Source organism: Roseovarius sp. (assembly GCF_040223625.1).
Taxonomy (GTDB): domain Bacteria; phylum Pseudomonadota; class Alphaproteobacteria; order Rhodobacterales; family Rhodobacteraceae; genus Roseovarius.
Map to the genome: position 1 here is coordinate 1 of NZ_JAVKFX010000073.1, position 23477 is coordinate 23477.

A 23477-nucleotide genomic window follows, 5' to 3' on the forward strand; every position below is an offset into this window, starting at 1 on the left:
CCAGCATCTTCTCGGGCGTATCGGCGATCTTGAACAGCTCCGCGGTGGCCTTGTTCACCCCCGCATCCGTCGCCTGCGCCGACAGCGCCACCGCCACCACCAGCGTGAAGGCGTTCACATGATGCAGCTCGCCCTTCGGCTCCGGCTCCGCCTCGCGGAACCGGGTGAAGATCTCGCGCATCGTATGATAATCGAGCTGTGCGGCCATGCCCCCTCTCATGCCCGCAATCGGGGCAATGCGCAACATTCGGGTCGCCCGTCGCCGGGCCAGCGGATAGATATACTGGCCAGAGCCCAAGGAAACGCCACGATGAACGCAGAGCCGCAGCAAAGCTACCACTACCACGTCATGCGCCGCGCGATCGACCTGATCGACACCGCCGAGGGCCCGCTTTCGCTGGCCGAGCTCGCGGCGGAAATGAACATGAGCCCCGCTCATTTCCAGCGCCTCTTCACCCAGTGGGCCGGCGTCTCGCCCAAGCGCTACCAGCAATACCTGGCGCTGGGCCAGGCCAAGGCCCTTCTGGCCCAGCGCTTCACCACGCTGGAAACCGCGCACGAGCTGGGCCTCTCGGGCTCGGGCCGCCTGCACGATCTCTTCCTGCGCTGGGAATGCATGAGCCCCGGCGATTTCGCCCGCCGCGGCGAGGGGCTCACCATCTTCTGGGGCTGGTTCGACAGCCCCTTCGGCCTCGCCCTCGTCATGGGCACCGAGAAGGGCATCTGCGGCGTGGGCTTCGCCAGCGAAACCGGCGAGGCGGCGGCGATGGAGGACATGATCTCGCGCTGGCCCGGCGCCCGCTTCGTGGAAGACCCGATGATGCTCCGCCCCTGGGCGCTCGCCGCCTTCGGCGCCAACGGGCAGGAGCGCGAGGTGGCCCCCCTCTACCTCATCGGCGCCCCCTTCCAGATCAAGGTTTGGGAGGCGCTGCTGCAGGTCCCCTCGGGCCACGTCACCACTTATTCCGAGATCGCCCAGGCCATAGGCAAGCCCCGCGCCGTGCGCGCCGTCGGCACCGCCGTGGGTCGCAACCCGATCAGCTTCCTGATCCCCTGCCACCGGGCCCTGCGCAAATCCGGGGGCCTTGGCGGCTATCACTGGGGCCTGCCCGTCAAGCGCGCCATCCTCGCCTGGGAATCCGCCCGCGCCGATGCCGGCTGACCCGTGAACGTCAACCCAGGTAGACCTGCCCCTCCGGATAGCGCACCCGCGGCGCCACCTGCGTCGCCAGGAAATAGCCCAGCGTCAGCGGCCCGACCCGGCCGATGAACATGATCGCCTCGATCACCGCCCGCCCGAACTCCGACAGCTCCGGCGTATAGCCCCGCGACAGCCCCACCGTGCCGAAGGCGCTCGCCACCTCGAAGGCGATGTCGAGGAAATGCCCGTCATGCGAGACGGTGACAAGGAACACGCCCACGAACACGATCAGCACGCTGATCGCCGTCAGCGCCATCACCTTCAGCACCTGGTCCAGCCCGATGCTCCACCCGAAGGCATGAAGCTGCGTCTGCCGCCGGAAGAAGGCCAGCGTCGCAAGAAGCATCACCACGAAGGTCGTCACCTTGATCCCCCCGGCGGTCGAGGTCGGACCGCCCCCGATCAGCATCTGCGAGATCACCATCAGCGCCGTACTGTCATGCAGCGCGCCGATATCCGTGGTGTTGAACCCCGCCGTCCGCGTCGTCACCCCCTGGAACCAGCTCACCGTCAGCCGCGCGGCGGCGCTCTCGTGCTGGCCCAGCGTGCCGGGGTTCGACCATTCCAGCACCGCGAACCCGGCCACCGACCAGACGATCAGAACCCCCGTCCCGATCAGCATGATCCGCGTGTGCAGGCTCCAGCCCTGCCACCACCGCTCCCGGAAGATGTCCTGCAACACCACGTAACCGATCCCCCCGGTGATGAAGAGGACCGGGATCACGATATTCACCACCGGGTCGGTCGCATAGGGCACAAGCCCCTGCGGAAACGTGGAAAACCCCGCGTTGTTGAAGGCCGAGACCGAGTGGAACACCGCCTCCCACAGCCCCCTCGCCAGCCCGTATTCCGGCACGAAGACCAGCGCCAGCAGCCCCGCCCCCGCCCCCTCGCAGATCAGCACCACCTTCAGGATCGTCCGCACCAGCTTCCTCAGCCGCCCGAACGAGGTCTGGTTCAGGTCCTCCCGCAGATAGATCTGCCCGGTGATCCCCACCGGCAGCCCCAGCGCCCCCAGCACCAGCACGGCAAAGGTCATCAGCCCCAGCCCGCCAAGCTGGATCAGAAGCATCACCACACCCTGCCCGACATAGGTCAGGTCCGCCCCGGTATCGAGCACCGCCAGCCCGGTCACCGTCACCGCCGAGGTCGCGGTGAACAGCGCGTCCGACCAGCTCACCGGCACCGCGTGCGACACCGGCAGCTTCAGCGCGGCGGCCCCCGCCAGCACCAGCACGCCATAGACCGCGGCCAGGATCAGCGGCGGCGGCATCCGCCTGAGGCGCAGCACCACGCGGGACGGAAGGCGCAGCATCGCCCGGACCGCCGCTCAGAGCCGCCGGCCGAACTGCCACAGGTCGGCGCGCCGGCCCAGCAGGATCAGCTTGTCGCCCGCCGCCAGCCCCGTCTCCGCGCCCACCCCTTCGAGGTAATCGGTCCCCCGCATCACCCCCAGCAGGCGGATATCGTGCTCCGTCCCGATCGACAGGGCCGCCACCGCCTTGCCGTCCAGCTTCTCGGACACCACGATGCTGACCACGCTGAACCCGTTGCCGAGGCTCACGTAATCCTGCACCGCCGGGTTGTGCAGCATCTGCGCGCTGTGCCGGCCCATCTCCTGCTCCGGCAGGATCACCCGGTCGGCGCCCAGCTTCGACAGGATGCGGTGATGGGTCCGGTCCGACGCCTTCGACCAGATCGTGCCGACCCCCAGAAGCCGCAGGTTCATCGTCGCCAGGATGCTCGCCTTGATGTCCCGGCCAATGGCCACCAGCGCCACGTCGTAGCGGTCGATGCCGGCCTCGCGCATGGCCCCCTCGTCGGTGGCGTCGAGGATGATGGCGGATTGCAGGTGCGGCACCATCCGCGACACCTTGCGCTCGTCGAGATCGGCCCCCATCACCCGGTTGCCGAACCGCGCCAGCTCCAGCGCGACGGTACTGCCGAAACCGCCGAGTCCGAGCACGGCGAAACTGCGCGTTTCCTTTGGCATGTCAGGGGTCCCCGATAGCGTCGGCGGGGCACTCCGGGCCCGGCCGAGATCACGCGGAAGATGGCGACGCGCCGAGCGATTTACACCCACCCCCAAACAGCTTGGCGCTTTTCCGCCGGTCGCCCCGCCTTGACAGCCGCGCGCGCCGCTCCCGGGCCACCCGCGCCCCGATTGGCCCGCCCCTGCGCGGAGTTATGCCAATTTCTTTATCGCCCGCCCCTTGGGAAACGGCGGGCGCTCGCCTATTATGCACGGACACCCGGAACAATACCGGACAATGGAACGAGGCCACCACATGACCCGAGCACGCACATCTCTCACCCTCCTGACCGCCACCTCGCTTCTGGCGGTGACGGCCTGTACCGACCCGGGCCAGCTCCAGATGGACCCGAACGACCCCAATCGCCAGACCAAGCAGGGCGCCCTGCTGGGCGGCATCCTCGGCGCCGGCGTCGGCGCGCTGACCTCCGACAACAAGGGCCGCGGCGCCGTCGTCGGCGGGCTCGCGGGCGCCGCCACCGGCGCCATCGCCGGCAGCTTCCTCGACCAGCAGGAGGCCGACCTCCGCCGCCAGCTCGAGAATGACCGCATCGGCATCCGCAACACCGGCGACCGGCTGATCGTGACCATGCCGCAGGACATCCTCTTCGCCGTCGACAGCGCCACCGTGAACAGCTCGCTCCGCGGCGACCTGCTGACCGTGGCCAGCAGCCTGCGCGACTACCCCCGCTCGCGCGTTCAGGTCATCGGTCACACCGACAACACCGGCAGCGCCGCCTACAACCAGGGCCTCTCCGAACGCCGTGCCAACTCGGTCGCCGACGTGCTGATGTCGGGCGGCGTCTCCTTCGACCGGATCCAGGCCTTCGGCCGCGGCGAGGATCAGCCCGTCGCCTCCAACCTCACCCCCGAGGGCCGCGCCCAGAACCGCCGGGTCGAGATCGTCATCCTGCCGACCTCGTGACGCCCCGAAGACACCCCTCGACGGCCTCGGAAAACAGGATTTTCCGGGGCCGTCTTCTTGTGGGAAGAAAACGGGGCGCCCGTGGGGCGGTTCGGAAAAGAACCGGCACGGCAGCGCATGCGGTTAGTGAGGGAGCCTCCGGCGGGAATATTTCTGGCAAGATGAAGCTCGGCGTTCACCACCCATTAACCGGGATCTGCTTGAGTGGTCCCGCGTCACAGGCTGGAAAGCCGATGGGCGTGCAAGGTGAAGCCCCGTTTCCCGCGCCCGTGGCAGCCAATCAACCTGGCCGGGGAACGGGGTGACCCGCCCCGTGCTTCTTCTTGGCTCAAATACTCCCGGGGGGAGCGTTGAAACCTGCAGGGTTTCAACGCGGGGGGCAGCGCCCCCTAACGACGCGGCCCCAAGCGCGCCGCCGGCGGCCCCATGCGCCTGATCCGCAACGCCCTCCTCGCACTCGTGGCCCTCGTCACGGCCTACCTGCTGGCCGCCGCCGCCGGCGCGCTGATCCCCGGCCCGGTACAGGAAGCGCCGGAGAGGCCCGGCCCGCCCGTCACGATCCGCCTCGTCTCCGGCCCGATCCACTACGATCTCCTCCTCCCCCTTACCCCCGAAACCCGCGCCGCCTTCGCGCCGCTGGCCCGCCACGGCCTGCCGCTGGAGGCGCCCGGCGCCCGCTGGCTGATCATCGGCTGGGGCGCGCGGGAATTCTACACCACCACCGGCAGCTATGCCGACCTCTCCGCCGCCGCCATCTGGCGCAGCTTCACCGGCGATGCCTCCGTCCTGCGGGCCGACGTCACCGGCCCCTTGCGCGCAGGGCTCGACCTGCCCGCCCTGACCCTCACCGCCGGGCAATACACCCAACTCCTCGCCGCCATCTCCGCCAGCTTCCGCCGCGACGCCACAGGCGCGCCGATCCCCATCGACGCCCCCGGCTTCGGCCCGACCGACCGGTTCTTCGCCGCCCATGGCCGCTTCGACATCCTGCGCACCTGCAACACCTGGGTCGCCGCCATGCTTCGCGCCGCCGGCCTGCGCTTCGGCGCCTGGACGCCCACGCCCTACGCCGTCACCCTCTCGCTCGCCCGCTTCGCCCCCGCCCTCGACAGCCCGCCCGCCGCTGACTAACCTGCGCCGGGGACGGGCAAGGACCAAGGGGACAGGCATGGAAAAGAAGAAGCTCAGCGGCCTGCCGCGCCTCGCCGCCGCCTCGCGCAATTCGCTGACCGGGTTCCGCGACGCCTGGCGCGGGGAAGAGGCGTTCCGCATCGAGTTCACCCTCCTCCTGCTCTCGATCCCCGCCGCCACCTGGATCGCCCGCGACCCGCTGCACGTCGCCCTGCTGATCGCCTCGGTCCTGCTGGTGCTGATCGTCGAGGTGCTCAACACCGCCATCGAGGCCGCGATCGACCGGATCGGCCCGGAACGGCACGAACTGTCGCGCATCGCCAAGGACCTCGGCTCGCTCGCCGTGGTACTGGCGGCGCTGGTGCCCGGCCTGCTCTGGCTGGCCGCGCTCTACGACAAGTTCCTCGCCTGACCGCGCCCCGCGCCCGGCCTACCCGCCCCTGAACCGCCGCTCGATCATCGCCCGCAGCCGGATCAGGTCGGACACACAGGCGCCGATATCCACCATCACGTCCACATCCTCCTCCCGCCAGGACCGCCGCACCGTGTCGATCGCGCAAAGCGCCCCCACCGGCCGCGCCCCCGGCCCGTGGATCGGCACGCCAAGATAGGCCCGCACCCCAAGCTCCGGCACCGCATGGTTGTCGCAGACCCGCGCATCGCTGGGCGCATGTTCCACCACCAGCGGGCGGTTGTCGCCCGTCACCAGCCGGCAGAAGGAATGCGACAGCGGCGTCTCGCGCCGCTCGGCATACTCCCCCGTCAGGCCCAGCGCGCTCTTGAAGAACTGCCGCCCCTGCGCCTCGTCCACGATCGAGACCAGCGACACCGGCACCGCCAGCACCCGCGCCACCAGCCGGGTGAACTTGTCGAACACCTCCTCGGGCGGGCTGTCCACAAGCTCCAGCGCGTGCAGCGTCTCGGCGAAATCGCGGAAGTAGCGCTCGCCGCGTATGTCCCAATCGGCGCCGTCCGGCATCGTGTTCTCGGCCATGCTCTCTCTCCTGTCCCGGCTCCTATCCTGAACCCCGAACATGCCCCGCCGAGGTGAACCAAAGGTAAACCGCCCCCCTGACACCCCCTGTCAGCCCCCCCATGCCCCCGCCCGATTGCCCACTGGCCCCCGGCCCGCACCCGTGGCATATCTGCGGGCAACCAACCCACCGACCACGGAGCGCGCGCATGACATTCGGCAAAGGCTGCCACCTGCACCTGATCGACGGCTCGGCCTTCATCTTCCGCGCCTACCACGCCCTGCCGCCGCTCACGCGCAAGTCCGACGGGCTGCCCATCGGCGCGGTCTCGGGCTTCTGCAACATGCTCTTCCGCTACGTCTCCGACGATCACGGCGCCGATGCGCCGACCCACGTGGCGGTGATCTTCGACAAGGGCAGCCACACCTTCCGCAATGAGATGTACGACCTCTACAAGGCCAACCGCGACGAGATGCCCGAGGACCTGCGCCCGCAGATCCCGCTCACCCGCGACGCCACCCGCGCCTTCAACATCGCCTGCGAGGAGATGGAAGGGTTCGAGGCCGACGACATGATCGCCACCCTCGCCTGCCAGGCGCGCGACCTCGGCGGGCGGGTCACCATCGTCTCCTCCGACAAGGACCTGATGCAGCTGGTGGGCGACGGGGTCGAGATGCTCGACGCCATGAAGAACCGCCGCATCGACGTGGAAGGGGTCGAGGAGAAGTTCGGCGTCAAGCCCGACCGCGTGGTCGACGTGCAGGCGCTCGCCGGCGACAGCGTCGACAACGTGCCCGGCGCCCCCGGCATCGGCATCAAGACCGCCGCCTTGCTGATCAACGAGTTCGGCTCGCTCGAGGAACTCCTCGATCGCGCCCACGAGATCAAGCAGCCCAAGCGCCGCGAAACCCTGATCGAGAAGCGCGCCCAGATCGAGCTCTCGAAACGCCTCGTTCAGCTCGACTGCAACACGCCCCTCACCTTCACCCTCGACGATCTCGAGATAAAGGAACCCGATCCGCAGACCCTGATGGAGTTCCTCACCGCGATGGAATTCCGCACCCTCACCAAGCGCATCGCCGACACGCTCAAGGTCGAGGCGCCGGTCATCCCCGAACCCGCCCCCGCGGGGCCCGAGGGCCACGCCCCCGACTGGCCCGCCATCGACCCCTCGGCCTACGAGCACGTCCAGACCATGGAGGCGCTGCAGGTCTGGATCGACCGGATCACCGCCCACGGCCATGTCGCCATCGACACCGAGACGACCTCGCTCAACGAGATGCAGGCGGCCCTCGTCGGCATCTCGCTGGCCGTCACGCCCGGCGAGGCCTGCTACATCCCGCTCCGCCATACCGAGGGCGGCTCCGGCGGCGCCGATGACCTCTTCAACTCCGAAACCCGCGCCGAGGGCCAGCTTGACCCCGACACCGTGCTGGCCGCCCTCAAACCGATCCTCGAGGATGACGCCATCCTCAAGATCGGCCAGAACATGAAATACGACGCCAAGATCTTCGCGCAGAACGGCATTGCCATCGCCCCCATCGACGACACGATGCTGATGTCCTACGCGCTCAATTCCGGCATCCACAACCACGGGATGGACACGCTCTCCGAACGCTACCTCTCCCACGTGCCGATCCCCATCAAGGACCTCCTCGGCACCGGCAAATCCGCCATCTCCTTCGACAAGGTCGCCATCGACAAGGCCGTGGGCTACGCCGCCGAGGATGCCGATATCACCCTCCGCCTCTGGCACATCTTCAAGCCGCAGCTGCACACGGCCCGCGTCACCACCGTCTACGAAACCCTCGAACGCCCCCTCGTGCCGGTGCTCGCCCAGATGGAACGCCACGGCATCCAGGTCGACCGCGACACGCTCTCCCGCATGTCCGGCAAGTTCGCCCAGAAGATGGCCCAGCTCGAGGAGGAGATCCACACGCTGGCGGGCCGCAAGTTCAACGTGGGCAGCCCCAAGCAGCTCGGCGAAATCCTCTTCGACGAGATGGCGCTCGAAGGCGGCAAGAAGGGCAAGACCGGCGCCTATGCTACCGGCGCCGACGTGCTCGAAGACCTCGCCACCATGCATGAGCTCCCCGCCCGCATCCTCGACTGGCGCCAGCTCTCCAAGCTGAAATCCACCTACACCGACGCGCTGCAGGATCACATCGACCCCGACACCGGCCGCGTCCACACCTCCTATGTCCAGACCGGCGCCAGCACCGGCCGCCTCGCCTCGACCGACCCGAACCTCCAGAACATCCCTGTCCGGACCGAGGAAGGCCGCCGCATCCGCGAGGCCTTCGTCGCCCCCGAGGGCAAGACGCTCCTGTCCCTCGACTACTCCCAGATCGAGCTGCGCATCCTCGCCCATATCGCCGATATCGGCCAGCTCAAGCAGGCCTTCGCCGACGGTCTCGACATCCACGCCATGACCGCGTCCGAGATGTTCGACGTGCCGCTGGCCGAGATGACCCCGGAGATCCGCCGCCGCGCCAAGGCGATCAATTTCGGCGTGATCTACGGCATTTCCGGCTTCGGCCTCGCCCGCCAGCTCCGCATCCCCCGCGGCGACGCGCAGGATTTCATCAACCGCTATTTCGAGCGCTTCCCGGGCATCAAGACCTACATGGACGACACCGTCGCCTTCGCCAAGGAACACGGCCACGTCCAGACCCTCTTCGGCCGCAAGATCCACACGCCCGAGATCGCCGCCAAGGGCCCCCGCGCCGGCTTCGCCCGCCGCGCCGCCATCAACGCGCCGATCCAGGGGACAGCCGCCGACATCATCCGCCGCGCCATGATCCGCATGCCCGCGGCGATCGAGGGGCTGCCCTGCAAGATGCTCCTGCAGGTCCACGACGAACTGCTCTTCGAGGTCGACGCCGGCGCCGCCGAGCAGGTCATCACCGCCGCCCGGGAGATCATGGAAGGCGCCGCCAAGCCGGCCGTCCACCTCGACGTGCCGCTCGTCGTCGACGCCGGCCAGGGCATGAACTGGGCCGAGGCCCACTGACCCCGCCCCGGGCCTGACCCGGGGCCTCTCACAACCTTCCCGCCCCGGGCCTGACCCGGCGCCCCTCACAACCTCCCCGTCCCGGGCTCGACCCGGGACCTCGCGCCACCGCACCCCTCGCCAGACCCACCGCCACCCGCCGGGCGGGCGCCGGCCCGTGGGTAGGCGCTGCAACGGATGTGACTGGCAATTTATGGCGCCAGGAACATCCTACCTAAACACCTCACGCAACACCCGCGAAAGCGCCTGCCCGCCCATACGGGCCGGCGCTCGCCCGGCGGCCTTCGGCCGTGTTCCGGGCGTGTACCCCGTAGGGTAGATGAAACCCACCTCTCCCACCATCTCGCAGAACTCCCCGTCCCGGCCCCCGAGCCGGGACCTCGCGCCGACCAGAGGCCCCGGGTCAGGCCCAGGGCGGAAAAAGCGAGAATGCGCGGCCGTTGGGAACGGTGCATGCCCAATTATCTGCATTCTATACTTCAATCTTTTCGATGCGTATCATCTAGGTGCACACACGAACTTTTGTTCACTTGAACAAGGGACGCTTTGGCACTCGCCACATTAGAAAGGTATACGTTAAATGAAGATCATCTTGTTAATCGCGTTTGTGATACTCCTGTTCGGTTTCGCAAGATTTGTGCCGATCTAGGAGAAATTGATGAGCAATAGATTTTATCGTGAAGCACCCAGGTGGGCCTTGATCGCAATTATTCTGATCGTCGGCGCCATCTGGCTTCCGCAGATATCGTCATCAAAACGCATTCCTACTCTACCTGAGATCTTGAGCAATGAGTCTGTTTCATTGCTTGTGACAAATAAGATCACGACGCAGGTTGTAGTGGCCAGCGAAGAGACAAGCGTTCTTCTTGGGTCCGATAGTTACATTGGGATTGGTGTTGTGACTGCATTTGTGGGGATTGACACACAGAAAATCGAATACGTCGGACCCAATTCCATCCGGTTACCGGACGTCGAAATTTTTTCTCTCCAGATCAATGATGACAGCGTGAGATTCTACAGAAACGCAACTGCGCTCCAGCGACTATCATCCTTGAGTGAAGACCAGGCAACGAAAGTCCGTAAGAAACTCAAGGATGACGCCGAGGGCTTCATACGTCAGTCTGGCATGATGCCGACCAAGGACCAGGTAGAGAACCGGATACGAACGATCATCCGCGAGTTCGGTGGCCCTCGGAAGATTGATTTTCTGTCATGATCTACCCCCTCACCCCAACCGCTTCCGCAACGCCGCCTCCACCCGCACCTCTTCCGCCACCTTCATATGCGCATAGGTCCCCAGAAGCCGGTTGATCCGCCGCTGGTACCCCTTCCCCATCGCCCGGTAGAACTTCGCCACCGACGCATCGAGATACAGCGTCACCTTCTCCTTCCCCTCCGTCACGTCGAGGTCATGCTCCAGCGTGTGCCACGCCTCCGGCACCGCCTCGGCCACCTGCTTAGGGATCCAGCTGTCCTGCATCAGGTAGATCATGTCATGCATAAGCCGCTCCTGCGCGATGCGCTGCGTCTTGGTCTTCCGGGCCATGGCCGCTCTCCTTCTCGTCACCGGAACGCACCCTCCCGCCAATTCCTCACCAAACCCTGACCCCACCGCACCGACGCAATACCGACAAAATACCGACGTTATACCGACGTCGGAAATCCGGCCTTTCCCGGCCCCGCCGATGGTCCGTTTTGGCCCCTGATCGGTCGCTGTGATACCTCTTGGAAAGGCGTGATCGGCTACCCTGCAAGGCCAATACATCGATTCGGACCATAGAAATGCCCCGCCCCACCCGGCTCATCCTCTGCCCCATCAACCTTCGCCACGCCAAGATCGAGTACAACGCCTATTCCGAAGCGGTCGACATGGCCCGCCGCCGCGATGCAAAGCTCATTCTCGCCACCGTCGCGCCCGAGATCGAGCGCAACATGAACATATACAATTCAGACACTTACTGGGGCGAACAGCTCAAGATCTTCCTCAAGGCCCACCCCGCCGAAGGGGTCGATGTCGAGCTCATCGTCCGCAAGGGCGCGGTACATCGCCAGATCGTCAAGCTCGCCGACGAGCGCAAGGTCGACCTCATCGTGATGGAGGCCGCGAACCCCAAGGTGCAGGATTACCTGCTCGGCACCACCGCCTCCCACGTGGTCACCCACGCGGAATGCTCGGTCTACGTGGTGCGCAGCTAGGCGTGCGTCCCCTGTCTTAACCTCGCCGTAACGCCTCTGGCGCAATCTGCTCCCCGGCCCATTCCGCCCGGTCCCGCGATGCCCATTCGCCGGCCCGTTAACCCGTTCTCAACGCCCGACCTGTCCCACCGGCACAGGTCACCGAAGCCGTGCGCCCGGACGATGGTTCATTCCTCACCCCCCGCCTTCATCTCCTCGGCGGGAATGACCTTGAAAAACACGCCATCCGACCACAGCCCGAACCAGCCCTCGGCCTCCGCCCCGATCTCCACCAACCGATAGAAACTCTTCCGGTCAATGAGCGCCTCCAGCCCGTCGCGCACCATGACATAGGGCGCCGGCTCCCCGGTCTCTTCGTCCCGCTCCACCCGAATCGCGTTGTCCTCCCCGGCGACCACCCGGTCGCCCACATTGGTCTCGAAGATCAGGCTCTGCCCCTCGCCCTCGCCCTCCGCCTCGAAATCCACCGCCACAAAGGGCGCATCCTCCACCTCGATCCGCCATTTCTCGACCGGAGTGACCAGAAAATAGGCGTCCCCCTCCCGCTTCAGGATGGTCGAAAACAGCCGCACCAGCCCCTCGCGATTGATCGGCGTGCCCTCGTGAAACCACGTGCCGTCACGGGCGATCCGCATGTCCATATCGCCTGACAAATCAGGGGTCCAAAGGTGCACCGGCGGCAGGCCCTTGCCCTGTGCCGCCTTGGCCGCCTCGGCCAGGCTTTCCGTTGACGGGGAGTTGATCGTTTCTTTGCTCATTGCTTTTGCCATTTGCGTTCCGCGCGATACACTCTCCCCAAGGGATATAGCCTGCACAGGAGTTTTGCCATGTCAGATGATGCCGATCTGGTCCAGGGAATCGAGACGCTCGAGGCCAAGCTGGCCGAGGCGCGCGCCTCGATCACCCACCGGTTCATCGGACAGCCCCGGGTCGTCGACCTCGCGCTTTCGGCACTGCTCTGCGGCGGCCACGGCCTGCTGATCGGCCTGCCGGGGCTGGGCAAGACACGGCTGGTGGAAACGCTGGCCACCGTCATGGGCCTCGACAGCAACCGCATCCAGTTCACCCCCGACCTGATGCCCTCCGACATCCTCGGCTCAGAGGTTCTGGAAACCGGCGCCGACGGCAGCCGCGGCTTCAAGTTCATCGCCGGCCCGGTCTTCTGCCAGCACCTGATGGCCGACGAGATCAACCGCGCCAGCCCCCGGACCCAGTCGGCTCTCCTTCAGGCCATGCAGGAAAGGCAGGTCACCGTCGCCGGCGAAGACCGCCCGCTCGCCCCGCCCTTCCACGTGCTGGCCACCCAGAACCCCATCGAGCAGGAGGGCACCTACCCCCTTCCCGAGGCCCAGCTCGACCGCTTCCTCGTGCAGATCGACGTGAAATACCCCGACCGCGACACCGAGCGTGACATCCTTCTCGCCACCACCGGCGCGGAAGAGGCCAGGGCGCATCAGGTCTTCACCCCCGAAGAGCTGATCGCGGCCCAGACCCTGCTGCGCCGGATGCCCGTGGGCGAACGGGTGATGGAGATGATTCTCGACCTCGTCCGCGCCTTCCGGCCCGACGATGCAACAGCGTCCGAGACCGTGCGCAACACCGTCGCCTGGGGCCCCGGCCCGCGTGCGGCACAGGCCCTGATGCTCACCGTCCGCGCCCGCGCCATGCTGCAGGGCCGCCTCGCGCCGGATGCCGACGACGTGGCGGCAATGGCCCAGCCGGTGCTCACCCACCGCATGGCCCTCACCTTCGCCGCCCGCGCCAGCGGCGAAAGCCTCGACGGGCTGATCGCCGACACCGTGGCCGACGTCACCCGGATCGAGGCCGCCGCTTGACCAACGTCGCCCCCCTTCGCGCGCGGGCCGAACACGAGGCGGCCCGCCTCCCCCCGCTTCTTGCACGGGCGGAGCACCTGGCGGGCACCGTGTTACTGGGCGAACACGGCCGCCGCCGCGCCGGGCTGGGCGACGATTTCTGGCAATACCGCCCCGTTCAGGCGGGCGATGAACGCCGCTATATCGACTGGCGCCGCTCGGCCCGGTCCGATGCGCAATTCGTCCGCCAGCACGAGTGGCAGATCGCCCAGAGCGTGGTGATCTGGGTCGACGCCGCCGCCTCCATGCGCTTCGCCTCCGACCCGAAATATGCCGAGAAATCAGACCGCGCCCGCCTTCTGGCGCTGGCCGTGGCGATCCTTCTGAACCGGGCCGGCGAACGTGTCGGGCTGGCCGGGGCAGACCTCCCGCCAAGGCGCGGCGAGGCCCAGATGATGCGTCTGGCCGAGGCCCTGGTCAAGGACGGCGCCGACGATTACGGCCACCCGCAAAGCACCGGCATGCTGCCCCATGGCCGGGCGCTCTTCATCTCCGATTTCATGGGCGACATCGCCGCCGCCCGCACCGCCCTGACAAGCGCAGCCGACCGCGGCGTTCAGGGCGTTCTGCTGCAGGTGCTCGACCCCGCGGAAGAGGCGTTCCCCTACCGCGGCCGCACCATCTTTGAGAGCGTCGGCGGCACGCTGGCCCATGAAACCCTCAAGGCTTCCGAGCTGCGCGACCGCTACCTTGCCCGCCTCGCCCGGCGGAAGGCCGAGCTGCAATCGCTCTGCGCCACGACCGGCTGGCAATATGGCCTCCACCACACCTCCGACAGCGCGCAATCCGCGCTGCTCTGGCTGTTCCGCGCCTTCGACGGGGGGCCGTCACGATGATGCTGGGCCCCATCGGCTTCACCGCCCCGTGGCTCCTCCTGGCGCTCGCGGCCCTGCCGATCCTGTGGATTCTGCTCCGCGCCGTGCCCCCCGCCCCGATCCGCCGCCGCTTCCCGGGCGTTGCGCTGCTGCTGGGCCTGTCCGACGACGACACCGTCACCGACCGCACCCCGTGGTGGCTTCTCCTGCTGCGGATGCTGGCCGTCGCCGCGCTGATCGTCGGCCTTGCCGGCCCCGTCCTGAACCCGCAGGACGACGGCGAACAGGCCGCCACCGGCCCGCTGCTGATCGTGCTAGACGGCTCTTGGGCCGCCGCTCGCGACTGGCCGGCACAGGAAGACCTGCTCGACGCCATGCTGGCCGAAGCGGGCCGCGAAACCCGCCCGGTCGCCATCCTCCGCCTGACCGAACCGCAGGCCCCCAACTTCCAGGCCGCCGAGACCTGGCGCAGCCGCCTCTCGGGCCTCGCCCCGTCCGCGTGGGAGGCGACGCCGGGCACCATGGCCGAAGCCGCCGCCATGCTGGGCGAGGAGGATTTCGAGACGCGCTGGTTCTCCGACGGGCTGGCCCGAGAGGGGCGCGACCAACTCCTGTCGGAACTGCAATCCCACGGCCCCGTCACCGTCTACGAAAGCCCCGCCCCGGTGATCGCCCTTGCCCCCGCCACCGTCATCGACGGCGCCGTGCAGCTCACCGCCACCCGCGCCCGCGCCGGCACCCCGCGCGAGGTCACCGTCGAGGCGCATGGCCGCGACCCCTCCGGCACGCCCCGGATGCTGGCCACCATGCCCCTCACCTTCGAGGCCGACGCCATCACCGCCACGGGCGAGCTTTCCATCCCCGCCGAACTGCGCGCCCGCCTCACCCGGTTCGAGATCGCCGGCCAGCGCCACGCCGGCGCCGTCACCCTGACCGATGACAGCCTGCGCCGCCGCGAGATAGCGCTCATCGCCGGGCGGGAAGACCGCGAAGGCCTCGAACTGCTCTCGCCGCTGCATTACCTCGAACAGGCATTGATTCCCTCCGCCGACATCCTCGACGGCGCGCTGATCGACATACTGCCCGCCAACCCCGACGTGATCGTGCTGGCCGATGTCGCCACCCTCTCCGGCGCCGAACAGGCCGAACTCCTCGAATGGGCGGAAGGCGGCGGCCTGCTCCTCCGCTTCGCCGGCCCGCGCCTCGCTGCCAGCGACGTCTCCCGCGACGAGGAAGCACCGCTCATGCCCGTCCGCCTGCGCGCCGGGGGCCGCACCGTCGGCGGCGCGATGAGCTGGGGCGAGCCCAAGTCGCTGGCCCCCTTCCCCGAGGAAAGCCCCTTCTTCGGCCTTGAGATCAGCGACGATGTCACCGTCTCGGCCCAGGTCATGGCCCAGCCCGACCCCACGCTCGCCTCCCGCGTCATCGCCCAGCTCACCGACGGCACACCGCTCGTGACCCGCAAGCGCATCGGCGCGGGGCAGGTGGTGCTGTTCCACGTCACCGCCAACGCCGAATGGTCCACCCTGCCGCTTTCGGGCCTCTTCGTTCAGATGCTCGAACGCCTCGCTGTCTCCTCCGCCGTGGCCCTGCCCGACCTGTCGGAAATGCAGGGCACGACGTGGCAGCCGATCGAGGTGCTCGACGGGTTCGGTACGCTCAATGACGCCGATACCCTGCCCGGCGTCGATGGCGAGACCCTGATCACCGACCCGATCGGCCCCAACCTCCGCCCCGGCCTCTACGAAGGGCCGGACCGGCGGCTCGCGCTCAATGTCGTCAACGAAGACACCACGCTCAGCCCCGCCACATGGCCCGCCAATGTCCCCGTCAGGGGCCTCGCCCGTCCGCCCGAGGCGCCGCTGGGCGGCTGGCTTCTGGCGGCGGCGCTGGTGCTGCTGATGGCCGATATCCTCGCCTCTCTCGCCCTTTCCGGCCGGCTGATGCCCGCCCGCGCGGCGCTGATCCTCGCGGCCTTGATGGCCCTGCCCCAACAGGGCGAGGCACAGGAACAGGACAAGGCGCTCGCCGCCGCCTCCGAGGTCGTGCTGGCCCATGTCCTGACCGGCAACAGCCAGCTTGACGAGGCCGCTCATGCCGGCCTCCGCGGCCTTGGCGAAACCCTCTACTTCCGCACCTCGGTCGAACCGTCGCAGCCCATCGGCGTCAACCTCGAGGAGGATGACCTCGCGCTCTACCCGCTGCTCTACTGGCCGGTCACCCCCGACCAGCCGATCCCCACCGCCGAGGCCTATGTGAAGCTCAACGAATACCTGCGTACCGGCGGCATGATCCTGTTCGACACCCGCGACGCCAACGTCGCGGGCTTCGGCGCCTCCTCGCCCAACGGGCAGAAGTTGCAACGCCTGGCCCGCCCGCTCGACATCCCGCCGCTCGAACCCATTCCCGAGGATCACGTGCTCACCCGAACCTTCTACCTGCTTCAGGATTTCCCCGGCCGCTTCTCTGGCCGCGGCGTCTGGGTCGAGGCCGCCCCCGCCGATGCCGAGAAGGTCGAGGGCATGCCCTTCCGCAACCTCAACGACAACGTCACCCCGGTGGTGATCGGCGGCAACGACTGGGCGGCGGCCTGGGCGATGGACGAGACCGGCGCGCCGATGTTCCCCGTGGGCCGCGGGTATGCCGGCGAGCGGCAGCGCGAACTGGCCTACCGCTTCGGCGTCAACCTCGTGATGCACGTGCTGACGGGCAACTACAAATCCGACCAGGTGCACGTGCCCGCCCTGCTTGACAGGCTTGGCCAATGACCGGTTCCATCGTCTTCGACCCGCTGCTGCCATGGTGGCTGATCGCCTGCCTGGGCGGCATCGCCATCGCCGGCATCGCCCTGGCCCTCCTGCGCGGCCTTTCGGGCTGGCCCCTGCGCGCGTTGGCGGCGCTGGTGGTGATCGCCGCGCTCACCGGCCCGGCCTACCAGCAGGAAGAGCGTGACCCGCTGACCGATATCGTCCTGCTGGTCGAGGACCAGTCGGCCAGCCAGCGCCTCGCCGACCGCGCAACCACGACGACGGAGGCCGCCGAATCTCTCGCCACGCGGCTACAAGCCCGCGAGAACACCGAGGTCCGCCGCATCACCGTGCCGGACGGCGCCGACAATTCCGGCACGCAACTGATGACCGCCCTGTCCGAGGCGCTGGCCGAGGAGCCCAGCGGCCGCGTCGCCGGCGCTATACTGCTCTCGGACGGCCGCCTGCACGACCTCGACCGCGCCCCGAACCTGCCCGCGCCGCTGCACCTGCTGCACACCGGCCGGGAAGAGGACTGGGACCGCAAGCTGACCGTCGACAACGCCCCCGCCTTCGGCATCCTCGGCGAAGAGATCACCATGACCCTGCGGGTCGACGATGACGGCGCCGCGCCCGAGGGCGTGAGAACCGTGCCGATCGACATCTCGATCGACGGCGCCGAACCGCAGCGCTACCAGGTGCCCCTCGGGCAGGAGATCGACCTGCCGCTGACCCTGCCCCATGGCGGGCGCAACGTGCTGCAATTCTCCACGCCCGAGGCCGAGGGCGAACTGACCGACCGCAACAACACCGCGCTGGTGCAGATCAACGGCGTGCGCGACCGGCTTTCCGTGTTGCTGGTCTCGGGCGAACCGCACCCGGGCGGGCGCACATGGCGCAACCTGCTGAAATCCGACAGCTCGGTCGACCTCGTGCATTTCACCATTCTCCGCCTGCCCGAAAAGCAGGACGGCGTGCCGGTGCGGGAACTGTCCCTGATCGCTTTCCCGACGCGCGAGCTGTTCCTCGAGAAGATCGAGGATTTCGACCTGATCATCTTCGACCGCTACAAGCGGCGCGGCATCCTGCCGTCGATCTACCTCGACAACGTGCGCGACTACGTCGAAACCGGCGGCGCGGTGCTGATCGCCGCCGGCCCCGATTTCGCCAGCGCCGACAGCCTGTATCGTACACCGCTGGAATCGGTCATGCCCGCCCGCCCCACGGCGCGGGTCATCGAACGCCGCTACCGTCCGCAGGTCACCGACCTCGGCCAGCGCCACCCGGTCACCGCCGGGCTGGAGCCCGAAACCGATGATGGCTGGGGAAGCTGGATGCGCCAGATCGAACTGACCGAGCCCAACGGCGACGTGGTCATGACCGGCGCCGATGACAGCCCGCTTCTGGTGCTCGACCGGGTCGGCGAAGGGCGCGTGGCGCTGCTCGGCTCCGATCACGCCTGGCTCTGGAACCGCGGGTTCGAGGGGGGCGGGCCACAGCTCGAACTGCTCCGCCGCCTCGCCCACTGGATGATGAAGGAGCCGGAACTGGAGGAAGAGGCGCTCTGGGCCGAGGCCACCGGCCAGCAGATGCGCATCATCCGCCGCTCGCTGTCGGAAACCGTCGGGCCGGTCACCATCACCACCCCCTCGGGCGAAGTGATGGAGATGGAACTGGAAGAGGTGTCACCCGGCCGGTTCGAGACCCTCTTCGACGGCCCCGAGATCGGCCTCTACCGGCTCGAGAATGGCGAACATACCGCCGTCATCGGCCTCGGCCCCGCCTCGCCGGTGGAGTTCGAGGAAACCATCGCCAGCGCCGAGCCCCTGTCCGAGGTGATCGACACCACCGGCGGCGGCGCGCTGGCACTGGCCGATGGCCTGCCCCGCATCCGCGAGGTGCGCGAAGGCCGGCCTGCCGCCGGGCGCGGCTGGATAGGGATCACTCCGCGCGGCGCCTACGAGACCCGGGCCGTCACACAGCTGCCGCTCCTGCCCGCATGGCTGGTGCTGGCGCTGGCGGCGGCGTTGATCCTCGGCGGTTGGCTCAGGGAAGGGCGGCGCTAGGCGCTCAGGGCGACAGTTCGACCCGCGTCAGCGTCTCGGCCCAGCCATGGACAGAGCAACGCGGCTTGATGAAGATCTCGCGCGTCCCGTCAGGGATGACGACGCCGCTGATCGAGCGCGTGAAGGGCTGCTCCTTCACATGCGGATGCATCAGCTCGCGATAGGCCAGCCGGTTGCCCTCCTTGTCGAGCACTTCCCAGCCATCTGCATAATGATCCCAGCCGGTATCGGCATGTTCGAGCGTCACATGCACGTTCCACAGCATGCCGACCTTTTCGACAGTCACGCCTTTGACCACCGGTTCCCCGGCAAGAGCCGAGCCGGCGCCAAGACAGGCGATCAGGAGAATCCACCGCATCATCATGCGGCAACCTTAGGTCCGAATCGTATGTCAGGCGGTCACATCCTTGTGTGCGATCGGCGCGACCTTTTGGCCAAACGCCCGACCTTGCCGAACCCGGCAATTGGTTATATTACTTTACCAATTGAGGAGGTCCCCATGGAAATGCCCGCCCCCAATCCGGACATCCTGTCCAGGAAGGCCGACCTTGTCGCCCGCCTGCTGGACATTCTGCCCGCCGACGCCGTCATCTCCGATCCCGCCGAAACCCGCGCCTATGAATGCGACGCGCTGACGGCCTACAAGTGCCCGCCCTTGGCCGCGGTCCTGCCCTCGACGACGCAGGAGGTCTCGGACGTGCTGCGCATCTGCCACGAGATGGGCGTGCCGGTGGTGCCGCGCGGCTCGGGCACATCGCTTGCCGGCGGGGCGCTTCCGACCGAAGACAGCGTGATCCTCGGCGTGGCCCGCCTCAACGACGTGATCGAAACCGATTACGACAACCGCTTCATCCGCGTGCAATCGGGCCGCACCAACCTGTCCGTCACCGGCGCGGTCGAGGAGGACGGGTATTTCTACGCCCCCGACCCCTCGAGCCAACTCGCCTGCGCCATCGCGGGCAACATCGCGATGAACTCGGGTGGGGCGCATTGCCTGAAGTATGGCGTGACCACCAACAACCTGCTGGGCGTGACCATGGTGCTGATGGATGGCACGGTGATCGAACTGGGCGGCGCGCATCTCGACGCCGAGGGCTATGACCTGCTCGGCCTGATCTGCGGTTCCGAGGGTCAGCTTGGCGTCGTGACCGAGGCCACCCTGCGCATCCTGCACAAGCCCGAGGGCGCGCGGCCCGTGCTGATCGGCTTCGATTCGAACGAGGTGGCGGGCGCCTGTGTTTCCGACATCATCAAGGCCGGTGTCCTGCCCGTGGCGATCGAGTTCATGGACCGCCCCTGCATCCGCGCCACCGAGGATTTTGCCCAGGCCGGCTATCCCGATTGCGAGGCGCTGCTGATCGTCGAGGTCGAGGGCAGCGAGGCCGAGATCGACGAACAGCTCGAGACCATCATGGGCATCGCCCGCACCCACGACCCGGTGGAACTGCGCCAGAGCGGCTCGGCCGAGGAAAGCGCCAAGATCTGGCTGGGCCGCAAGTCGGCCTTCGGCGCGATGGGCAACATCAACGATTACATGTGCCTCGACGGCACGATCCCGGTCAGCCAACTGCCTTACGTGCTCAAACGCATCGGCGAGATGTCGAAGGAGTTCGGCCTCGACGTCGCCAACGTGTTCCACGCGGGCGATGGCAACATGCACCCGTTGATCCTTTTCGACGCCAACAAGCCCGGCGACCTCGAAACCTGCGAGGCATTCGGCGCCGAGATCCTCAAGCTGTGCGTCGAGGTGGGCGGCTGCCTGACGGGCGAGCACGGCGTCGGCATCGAGAAGCGCGACCTGATGGCGCATCAATATGGCGAAAGGGACCTTGCCATGCAGATGGCCGTGAAGGACGTGTTCGACCCGAAATGGCTGCTGAACCCCGCCAAGGTGTTCCCGCTGGCCGCGTCCGACGCGCACAGGATCGCCGCCGAGTAAGGGGCGCTGCCCCTCGCCCCGGACAGGATCCGGGGCTCACCCCGGAGTATTTTTGGAACAATGAAAGATCTGAGACCCGAGACAGAGGCCGAGCTGGCCGGGATCGTGCGTGACACGAGCGAGCCGCTGCGCATCCGCGGCGGCGGCACGCGGCCGATCGGGGTGCGGGTGAACGGGGCGCCGCTGACCACCGCGGGGCTGTCGGGCATCGACCTCTACGAGCCGGGCGCCCTGACGCTGGTCGCGAAGGCGGGCACGCCGCTGGCCGAGATCGAGGCGGCGCTGGCGGCCGAGGGGCAGCGGCTGGCCTTCGAGCCGATGGATCATCGCGGCCTTCTGGGCACCGAGGGAGAACCGACCATCGGCGGCGTCTTCGCCGCCAACGTCTCGGGCCCCCGGCGCATCCAGTGCGGGGCTGCGCGGGATTTCCTGCTGGGCGTGCGTTTCGTCGACGGACGGGGCGAGGTGATCCGGAACGGCGGGCGGGTGATGAAGAACGTCACCGGCTATGACCTCGTCAAGCTGATGGCGGGCAGTTACGGCACGCTGGGCATCCTGACGGAGGTGGCGCTGAAGGTGCTGCCGAAGACACAGGTAACAGGCTCGCTTTCCTGCGAGGGGCTGGATGACGAAACTGCCATCGCCGCGCTTTGCCGCGCGCTGGGGTCGCCCTACGAGGTGACCGGGGCCGCGCATATGCAGGCGGGGCCAGAGGGCGCGCCACGTACCATGATCCGCATCGAAGGCACCGAGGCCTCGGTCGCCTACCGCGCGGGGGAACTCCGGAAGGTGCTGGCCGCGTTCGGCGAGTTCACCATCGACACCGACCCGGACAGCACGAAAGCCACATGGCGCGCCATCCGCGATGTGCAGCCCTTTCACGGCACGGACGGCGACATCTGGCGCCTTTCGGTCAAACCCACCGATGCGCCGGGCCTCGTGGCCCGCATCGGCGGCGCCGAGGCGCTCTATGACTGGGGCGGCGGGCTGATCTGGCTGCGCGTGCCCAAGGGCACCGCCGGCCCCAACATCCGCACCGCCATTGCCGAGACCGGCGGCCACGCCACCCTGATCCGCGGCACGCGCGGCGGCGGCGTGTTCCAGCCGCTCGCGCCCCCCGTCGCCGCCTTGCAGGAATGCCTGCGCAAGCGGTTCGACCCGAAGGGCCTGCTCAACCCCGGCCTCATGGCCCAGGCAAACGAGGCAGCCGAATGAAGACCGAATTCACCGAGGCCCAGCTTCAGGACCCGGCCACCGCCCGTTCGAACCAGATCCTGCGGGCCTGTGTCCACTGCGGGTTCTGCACCGCCACCTGCCCCACATACCAGGTTCTGGGCGACGAGCTCGACAGCCCGCGCGGCCGCATTTACCTGATCAAGGACATGCTGGAAAACGACCGGCAGCCCGACGAGAAGACCGTCAAGCATATCGACCGGTGCCTCTCCTGCCTCGCCTGCATGACGACCTGCCCCTCGGGCGTGCATTACATGCACCTTGTCGACCACGCGCGGGAATATATCGAGGAGCGCTACCAGCGGCCGCTCTACGAGCGGGCGCTTCGCTGGACGCTGGCGAGGATCCTGCCCTACCCGACCCGCTTCCGCCTTGCGCTGCTGGGCGCCAAGATCGGGCGGCCTTTTGCGCGGCTGATGCCCGATGCACGGCTCAAGGCGATGCTCGAGATGGCGCCGAAACGCATCCCGCCCGTCAGCCGCAATGACGACCCCCAGACCTTTGCCGCAGAAGGCGAGCGTCGCAAGCGCGTGGCGCTGATGACGGGCTGTGCGCAACGGGCGCTTAACACCGACATCAACGATGCCACGATCCGCCTGCTCACGCGGTTGGGCTGTGAGGTTGTCGTGGCCGAGGGGGCCGGCTGTTGCGGGGCGCTGACCCATCACATGGGCAAGACGAAAGAGAGCCACGCCACCGCCGCGAAGAACATCCGCGCCTGGGCGGCGGAGATGGATGGCGACGGGCTCGACGCCATCGTCATCAACACCTCCGGTTGCGGCACCACGGTCAAGGATTACGGCCACATGTTCCGGCAGGAAGCCCTGGCCGAGGATGCCGCAAGGGTCTCGGATATCGCCATGGACGTCTCGGAACTGCTGATGACGCTCGATATACCGGAGGGGCCGGACAGGGGCATCAACGTGGCCTACCACGCCGCCTGCTCCCTTCAGCACGGGCAGAAGATCAAGTCCTACCCGAAAGACCTGCTAAAGCGGGCCGGTTTCACCGTGTCGGAACCCGCCGACAGCCATCTCTGCTGCGGCAGCGCGGGCACCTACAACCTGATGCAGCCGGCCATTTCCAAGCAGCTCAAAGACCGCAAGGTGCGCACGCTGGAAGCGAAGAAACCCGACATCATCGCCGCCGGCAATATCGGCTGCATGATGCAGATCGGCAGCGGCACGGAGGTGCCCGTCGTGCATACCGTGGAACTGCTCGACTGGGCCACCGGCGGGCCGAAACCGCCCGCCCTGGACGACGCCGACACACCTGTTCCGAACCTGCGCGGCACGCCCTAATTTGGCCCAAATGGATTGCTAGCCACCTCC

At 67.7% G+C, this 23477-nt stretch carries 21 protein-coding genes; 14 read left to right on the forward strand and 7 right to left on the reverse strand.

The features are described from left to right. A partial coding sequence (locus tag RLN94_RS20900) for an endonuclease III domain-containing protein (protein WP_502949485.1) occupies positions 1-208 on the reverse strand: 208 nt, incomplete at its 3' end. A gap of 102 nt (positions 209-310) precedes the next feature. Between RLN94_RS20900 and RLN94_RS20905 the strand changes: the two genes are divergently transcribed. Beyond that, entirely contained in the window at positions 311-1162 is an 852-nt protein-coding gene (locus RLN94_RS20905; protein WP_350169542.1) for a bifunctional helix-turn-helix domain-containing protein/methylated-DNA--[protein]-cysteine S-methyltransferase, read from the forward strand. A gap of 10 nt (positions 1163-1172) precedes the next feature. Here the strand turns inward: RLN94_RS20905 and RLN94_RS20910 are convergent, their stop codons facing one another. Both RLN94_RS20910 and RLN94_RS20915 read right to left on the reverse strand, forming a co-directional pair. Next, positions 1173-2516, reverse strand: coding sequence for a TrkH family potassium uptake protein (locus RLN94_RS20910; protein WP_350132613.1), 1344 nt, complete (start codon positions 2514-2516; stop codon positions 1173-1175). A gap of 15 nt (positions 2517-2531) precedes the next feature. Continuing rightward, a complete protein-coding gene (locus RLN94_RS20915) occupies positions 2532-3194 on the reverse strand; it encodes a potassium channel family protein (protein WP_350132615.1) in 663 nt (220 codons plus the stop codon). A 295-nt stretch (positions 3195-3489) separates the two neighbouring features. Between RLN94_RS20915 and RLN94_RS20920 the strand changes: the two genes are divergently transcribed. The 3 genes from RLN94_RS20920 to RLN94_RS20930 all read left to right on the forward strand — a co-directional run bounded on the left by RLN94_RS20920 (position 3490) and on the right by RLN94_RS20930 (position 5701). Then, positions 3490-4158: a YiaD family glycine zipper/OmpA-like lipoprotein gene (locus RLN94_RS20920; protein WP_350132617.1), complete on the forward strand. Its 669-nt coding sequence runs from the start codon at positions 3490-3492 to the stop codon at positions 4156-4158. 426 nt (positions 4159-4584) lie between these two features. Further along, positions 4585-5289 (forward strand): TIGR02117 family protein, encoded by a 705-nt coding sequence (locus RLN94_RS20925; protein ID WP_350132619.1) that lies wholly within the window; start codon positions 4585-4587, stop codon positions 5287-5289. Positions 5290-5326: 37 nt separating this feature from the next. Beyond that, the gene (locus tag RLN94_RS20930; protein ID WP_350132622.1) at positions 5327-5701 is read left to right on the forward strand and encodes a diacylglycerol kinase; all 375 of its coding nucleotides are present in this window, start codon (positions 5327-5329) and stop codon (positions 5699-5701) included. An 18-nt stretch (positions 5702-5719) separates the two neighbouring features. On the opposite strand, the gene RLN94_RS20935 is transcribed toward RLN94_RS20930, so the two are convergent. Next, on the reverse strand, positions 5720-6283 hold the full coding sequence (locus RLN94_RS20935) for a GAF domain-containing protein (protein ID WP_350132624.1): 564 nt from the start codon (positions 6281-6283) through the stop codon (positions 5720-5722). Between the two features lie 188 nt (positions 6284-6471). On the opposite strand from RLN94_RS20935, the gene polA reads away from it, so the two are divergent. After that, positions 6472-9276, forward strand: a complete 2805-nt coding sequence (gene polA, locus RLN94_RS20940; RefSeq protein WP_350132626.1) for a DNA polymerase I — start codon at positions 6472-6474, stop codon at positions 9274-9276. A gap of 658 nt (positions 9277-9934) precedes the next feature. Beyond that, entirely contained in the window at positions 9935-10492 is a 558-nt protein-coding gene (locus tag RLN94_RS20945; RefSeq protein ID WP_350132628.1) for a DUF4230 domain-containing protein, read from the forward strand. 9 nt (positions 10493-10501) lie between these two features. Here the strand turns inward: RLN94_RS20945 and RLN94_RS20950 are convergent, their stop codons facing one another. Then, complete coding sequence (locus tag RLN94_RS20950; RefSeq protein WP_350132630.1) at positions 10502-10822, reverse strand: BrnA antitoxin family protein; 321 nt, start codon at positions 10820-10822, stop codon at positions 10502-10504. A 236-nt stretch (positions 10823-11058) separates the two neighbouring features. Here RLN94_RS20950 and RLN94_RS20955 point away from each other — a divergent pair, with 236 nt between their 5' ends. After that, a complete protein-coding gene (locus tag RLN94_RS20955) occupies positions 11059-11472 on the forward strand; it encodes a universal stress protein (protein WP_350132632.1) in 414 nt (137 codons plus the stop codon). Positions 11473-11639: 167 nt separating this feature from the next. On the opposite strand, the gene RLN94_RS20960 is transcribed toward RLN94_RS20955, so the two are convergent. After that, positions 11640-12230, reverse strand: coding sequence for a DUF1285 domain-containing protein (locus RLN94_RS20960; protein ID WP_350132634.1), 591 nt, complete (start codon positions 12228-12230; stop codon positions 11640-11642). A gap of 69 nt (positions 12231-12299) precedes the next feature. Between RLN94_RS20960 and RLN94_RS20965 the strand changes: the two genes are divergently transcribed. Genes RLN94_RS20965 through RLN94_RS20980 form a run of 4 tightly spaced genes read left to right on the forward strand, consistent with a single transcriptional unit; the run spans position 12300 to position 18974 of the window. Then, on the forward strand, positions 12300-13307 hold the full coding sequence (locus tag RLN94_RS20965) for an AAA family ATPase (RefSeq protein ID WP_350169546.1): 1008 nt from the start codon (positions 12300-12302) through the stop codon (positions 13305-13307). After that, positions 13304-14182: a DUF58 domain-containing protein gene (locus RLN94_RS20970; protein WP_350132638.1), complete on the forward strand. Its 879-nt coding sequence runs from the start codon at positions 13304-13306 to the stop codon at positions 14180-14182. The genes RLN94_RS20965 and RLN94_RS20970 overlap by 4 nt, the downstream gene beginning before the upstream one ends. Beyond that, a complete protein-coding gene (locus tag RLN94_RS20975) occupies positions 14179-16929 on the forward strand; it encodes a DUF4159 domain-containing protein (protein ID WP_350132640.1) in 2751 nt (916 codons plus the stop codon). The genes RLN94_RS20970 and RLN94_RS20975 overlap by 4 nt, the downstream gene beginning before the upstream one ends. Continuing rightward, positions 16926-18974, forward strand: coding sequence for a hypothetical protein (locus RLN94_RS20980; protein WP_350169548.1), 2049 nt, complete (start codon positions 16926-16928; stop codon positions 18972-18974). Before RLN94_RS20975 ends, RLN94_RS20980 begins: the two co-directional genes overlap by 4 nt. Before the next feature lie 4 nt (positions 18975-18978). Here the strand turns inward: RLN94_RS20980 and RLN94_RS20985 are convergent, their stop codons facing one another. After that, the gene (locus tag RLN94_RS20985) at positions 18979-19335 is read right to left on the reverse strand and encodes a hypothetical protein (protein WP_350132644.1); all 357 of its coding nucleotides are present in this window, start codon (positions 19333-19335) and stop codon (positions 18979-18981) included. A 138-nt stretch (positions 19336-19473) separates the two neighbouring features. Between RLN94_RS20985 and RLN94_RS20990 the strand changes: the two genes are divergently transcribed. The 3 genes from RLN94_RS20990 (at position 19474) to glcF (ending at position 23447) form a co-directional block, all read left to right on the forward strand. Further along, a complete protein-coding gene (locus tag RLN94_RS20990) occupies positions 19474-20913 on the forward strand; it encodes an FAD-linked oxidase C-terminal domain-containing protein (protein ID WP_350132646.1) in 1440 nt (479 codons plus the stop codon). Between the two features lie 69 nt (positions 20914-20982). Further along, complete coding sequence (gene glcE / locus RLN94_RS20995; RefSeq protein WP_350132675.1) at positions 20983-22128, forward strand: glycolate oxidase subunit GlcE; 1146 nt, start codon at positions 20983-20985, stop codon at positions 22126-22128. After that, a complete protein-coding gene (gene glcF / locus RLN94_RS21000; protein ID WP_350132648.1) occupies positions 22125-23447 on the forward strand; it encodes a glycolate oxidase subunit GlcF in 1323 nt (440 codons plus the stop codon). The genes glcE and glcF overlap by 4 nt, the downstream gene beginning before the upstream one ends. Positions 23448-23477: the final 30 nt, after the last annotated feature.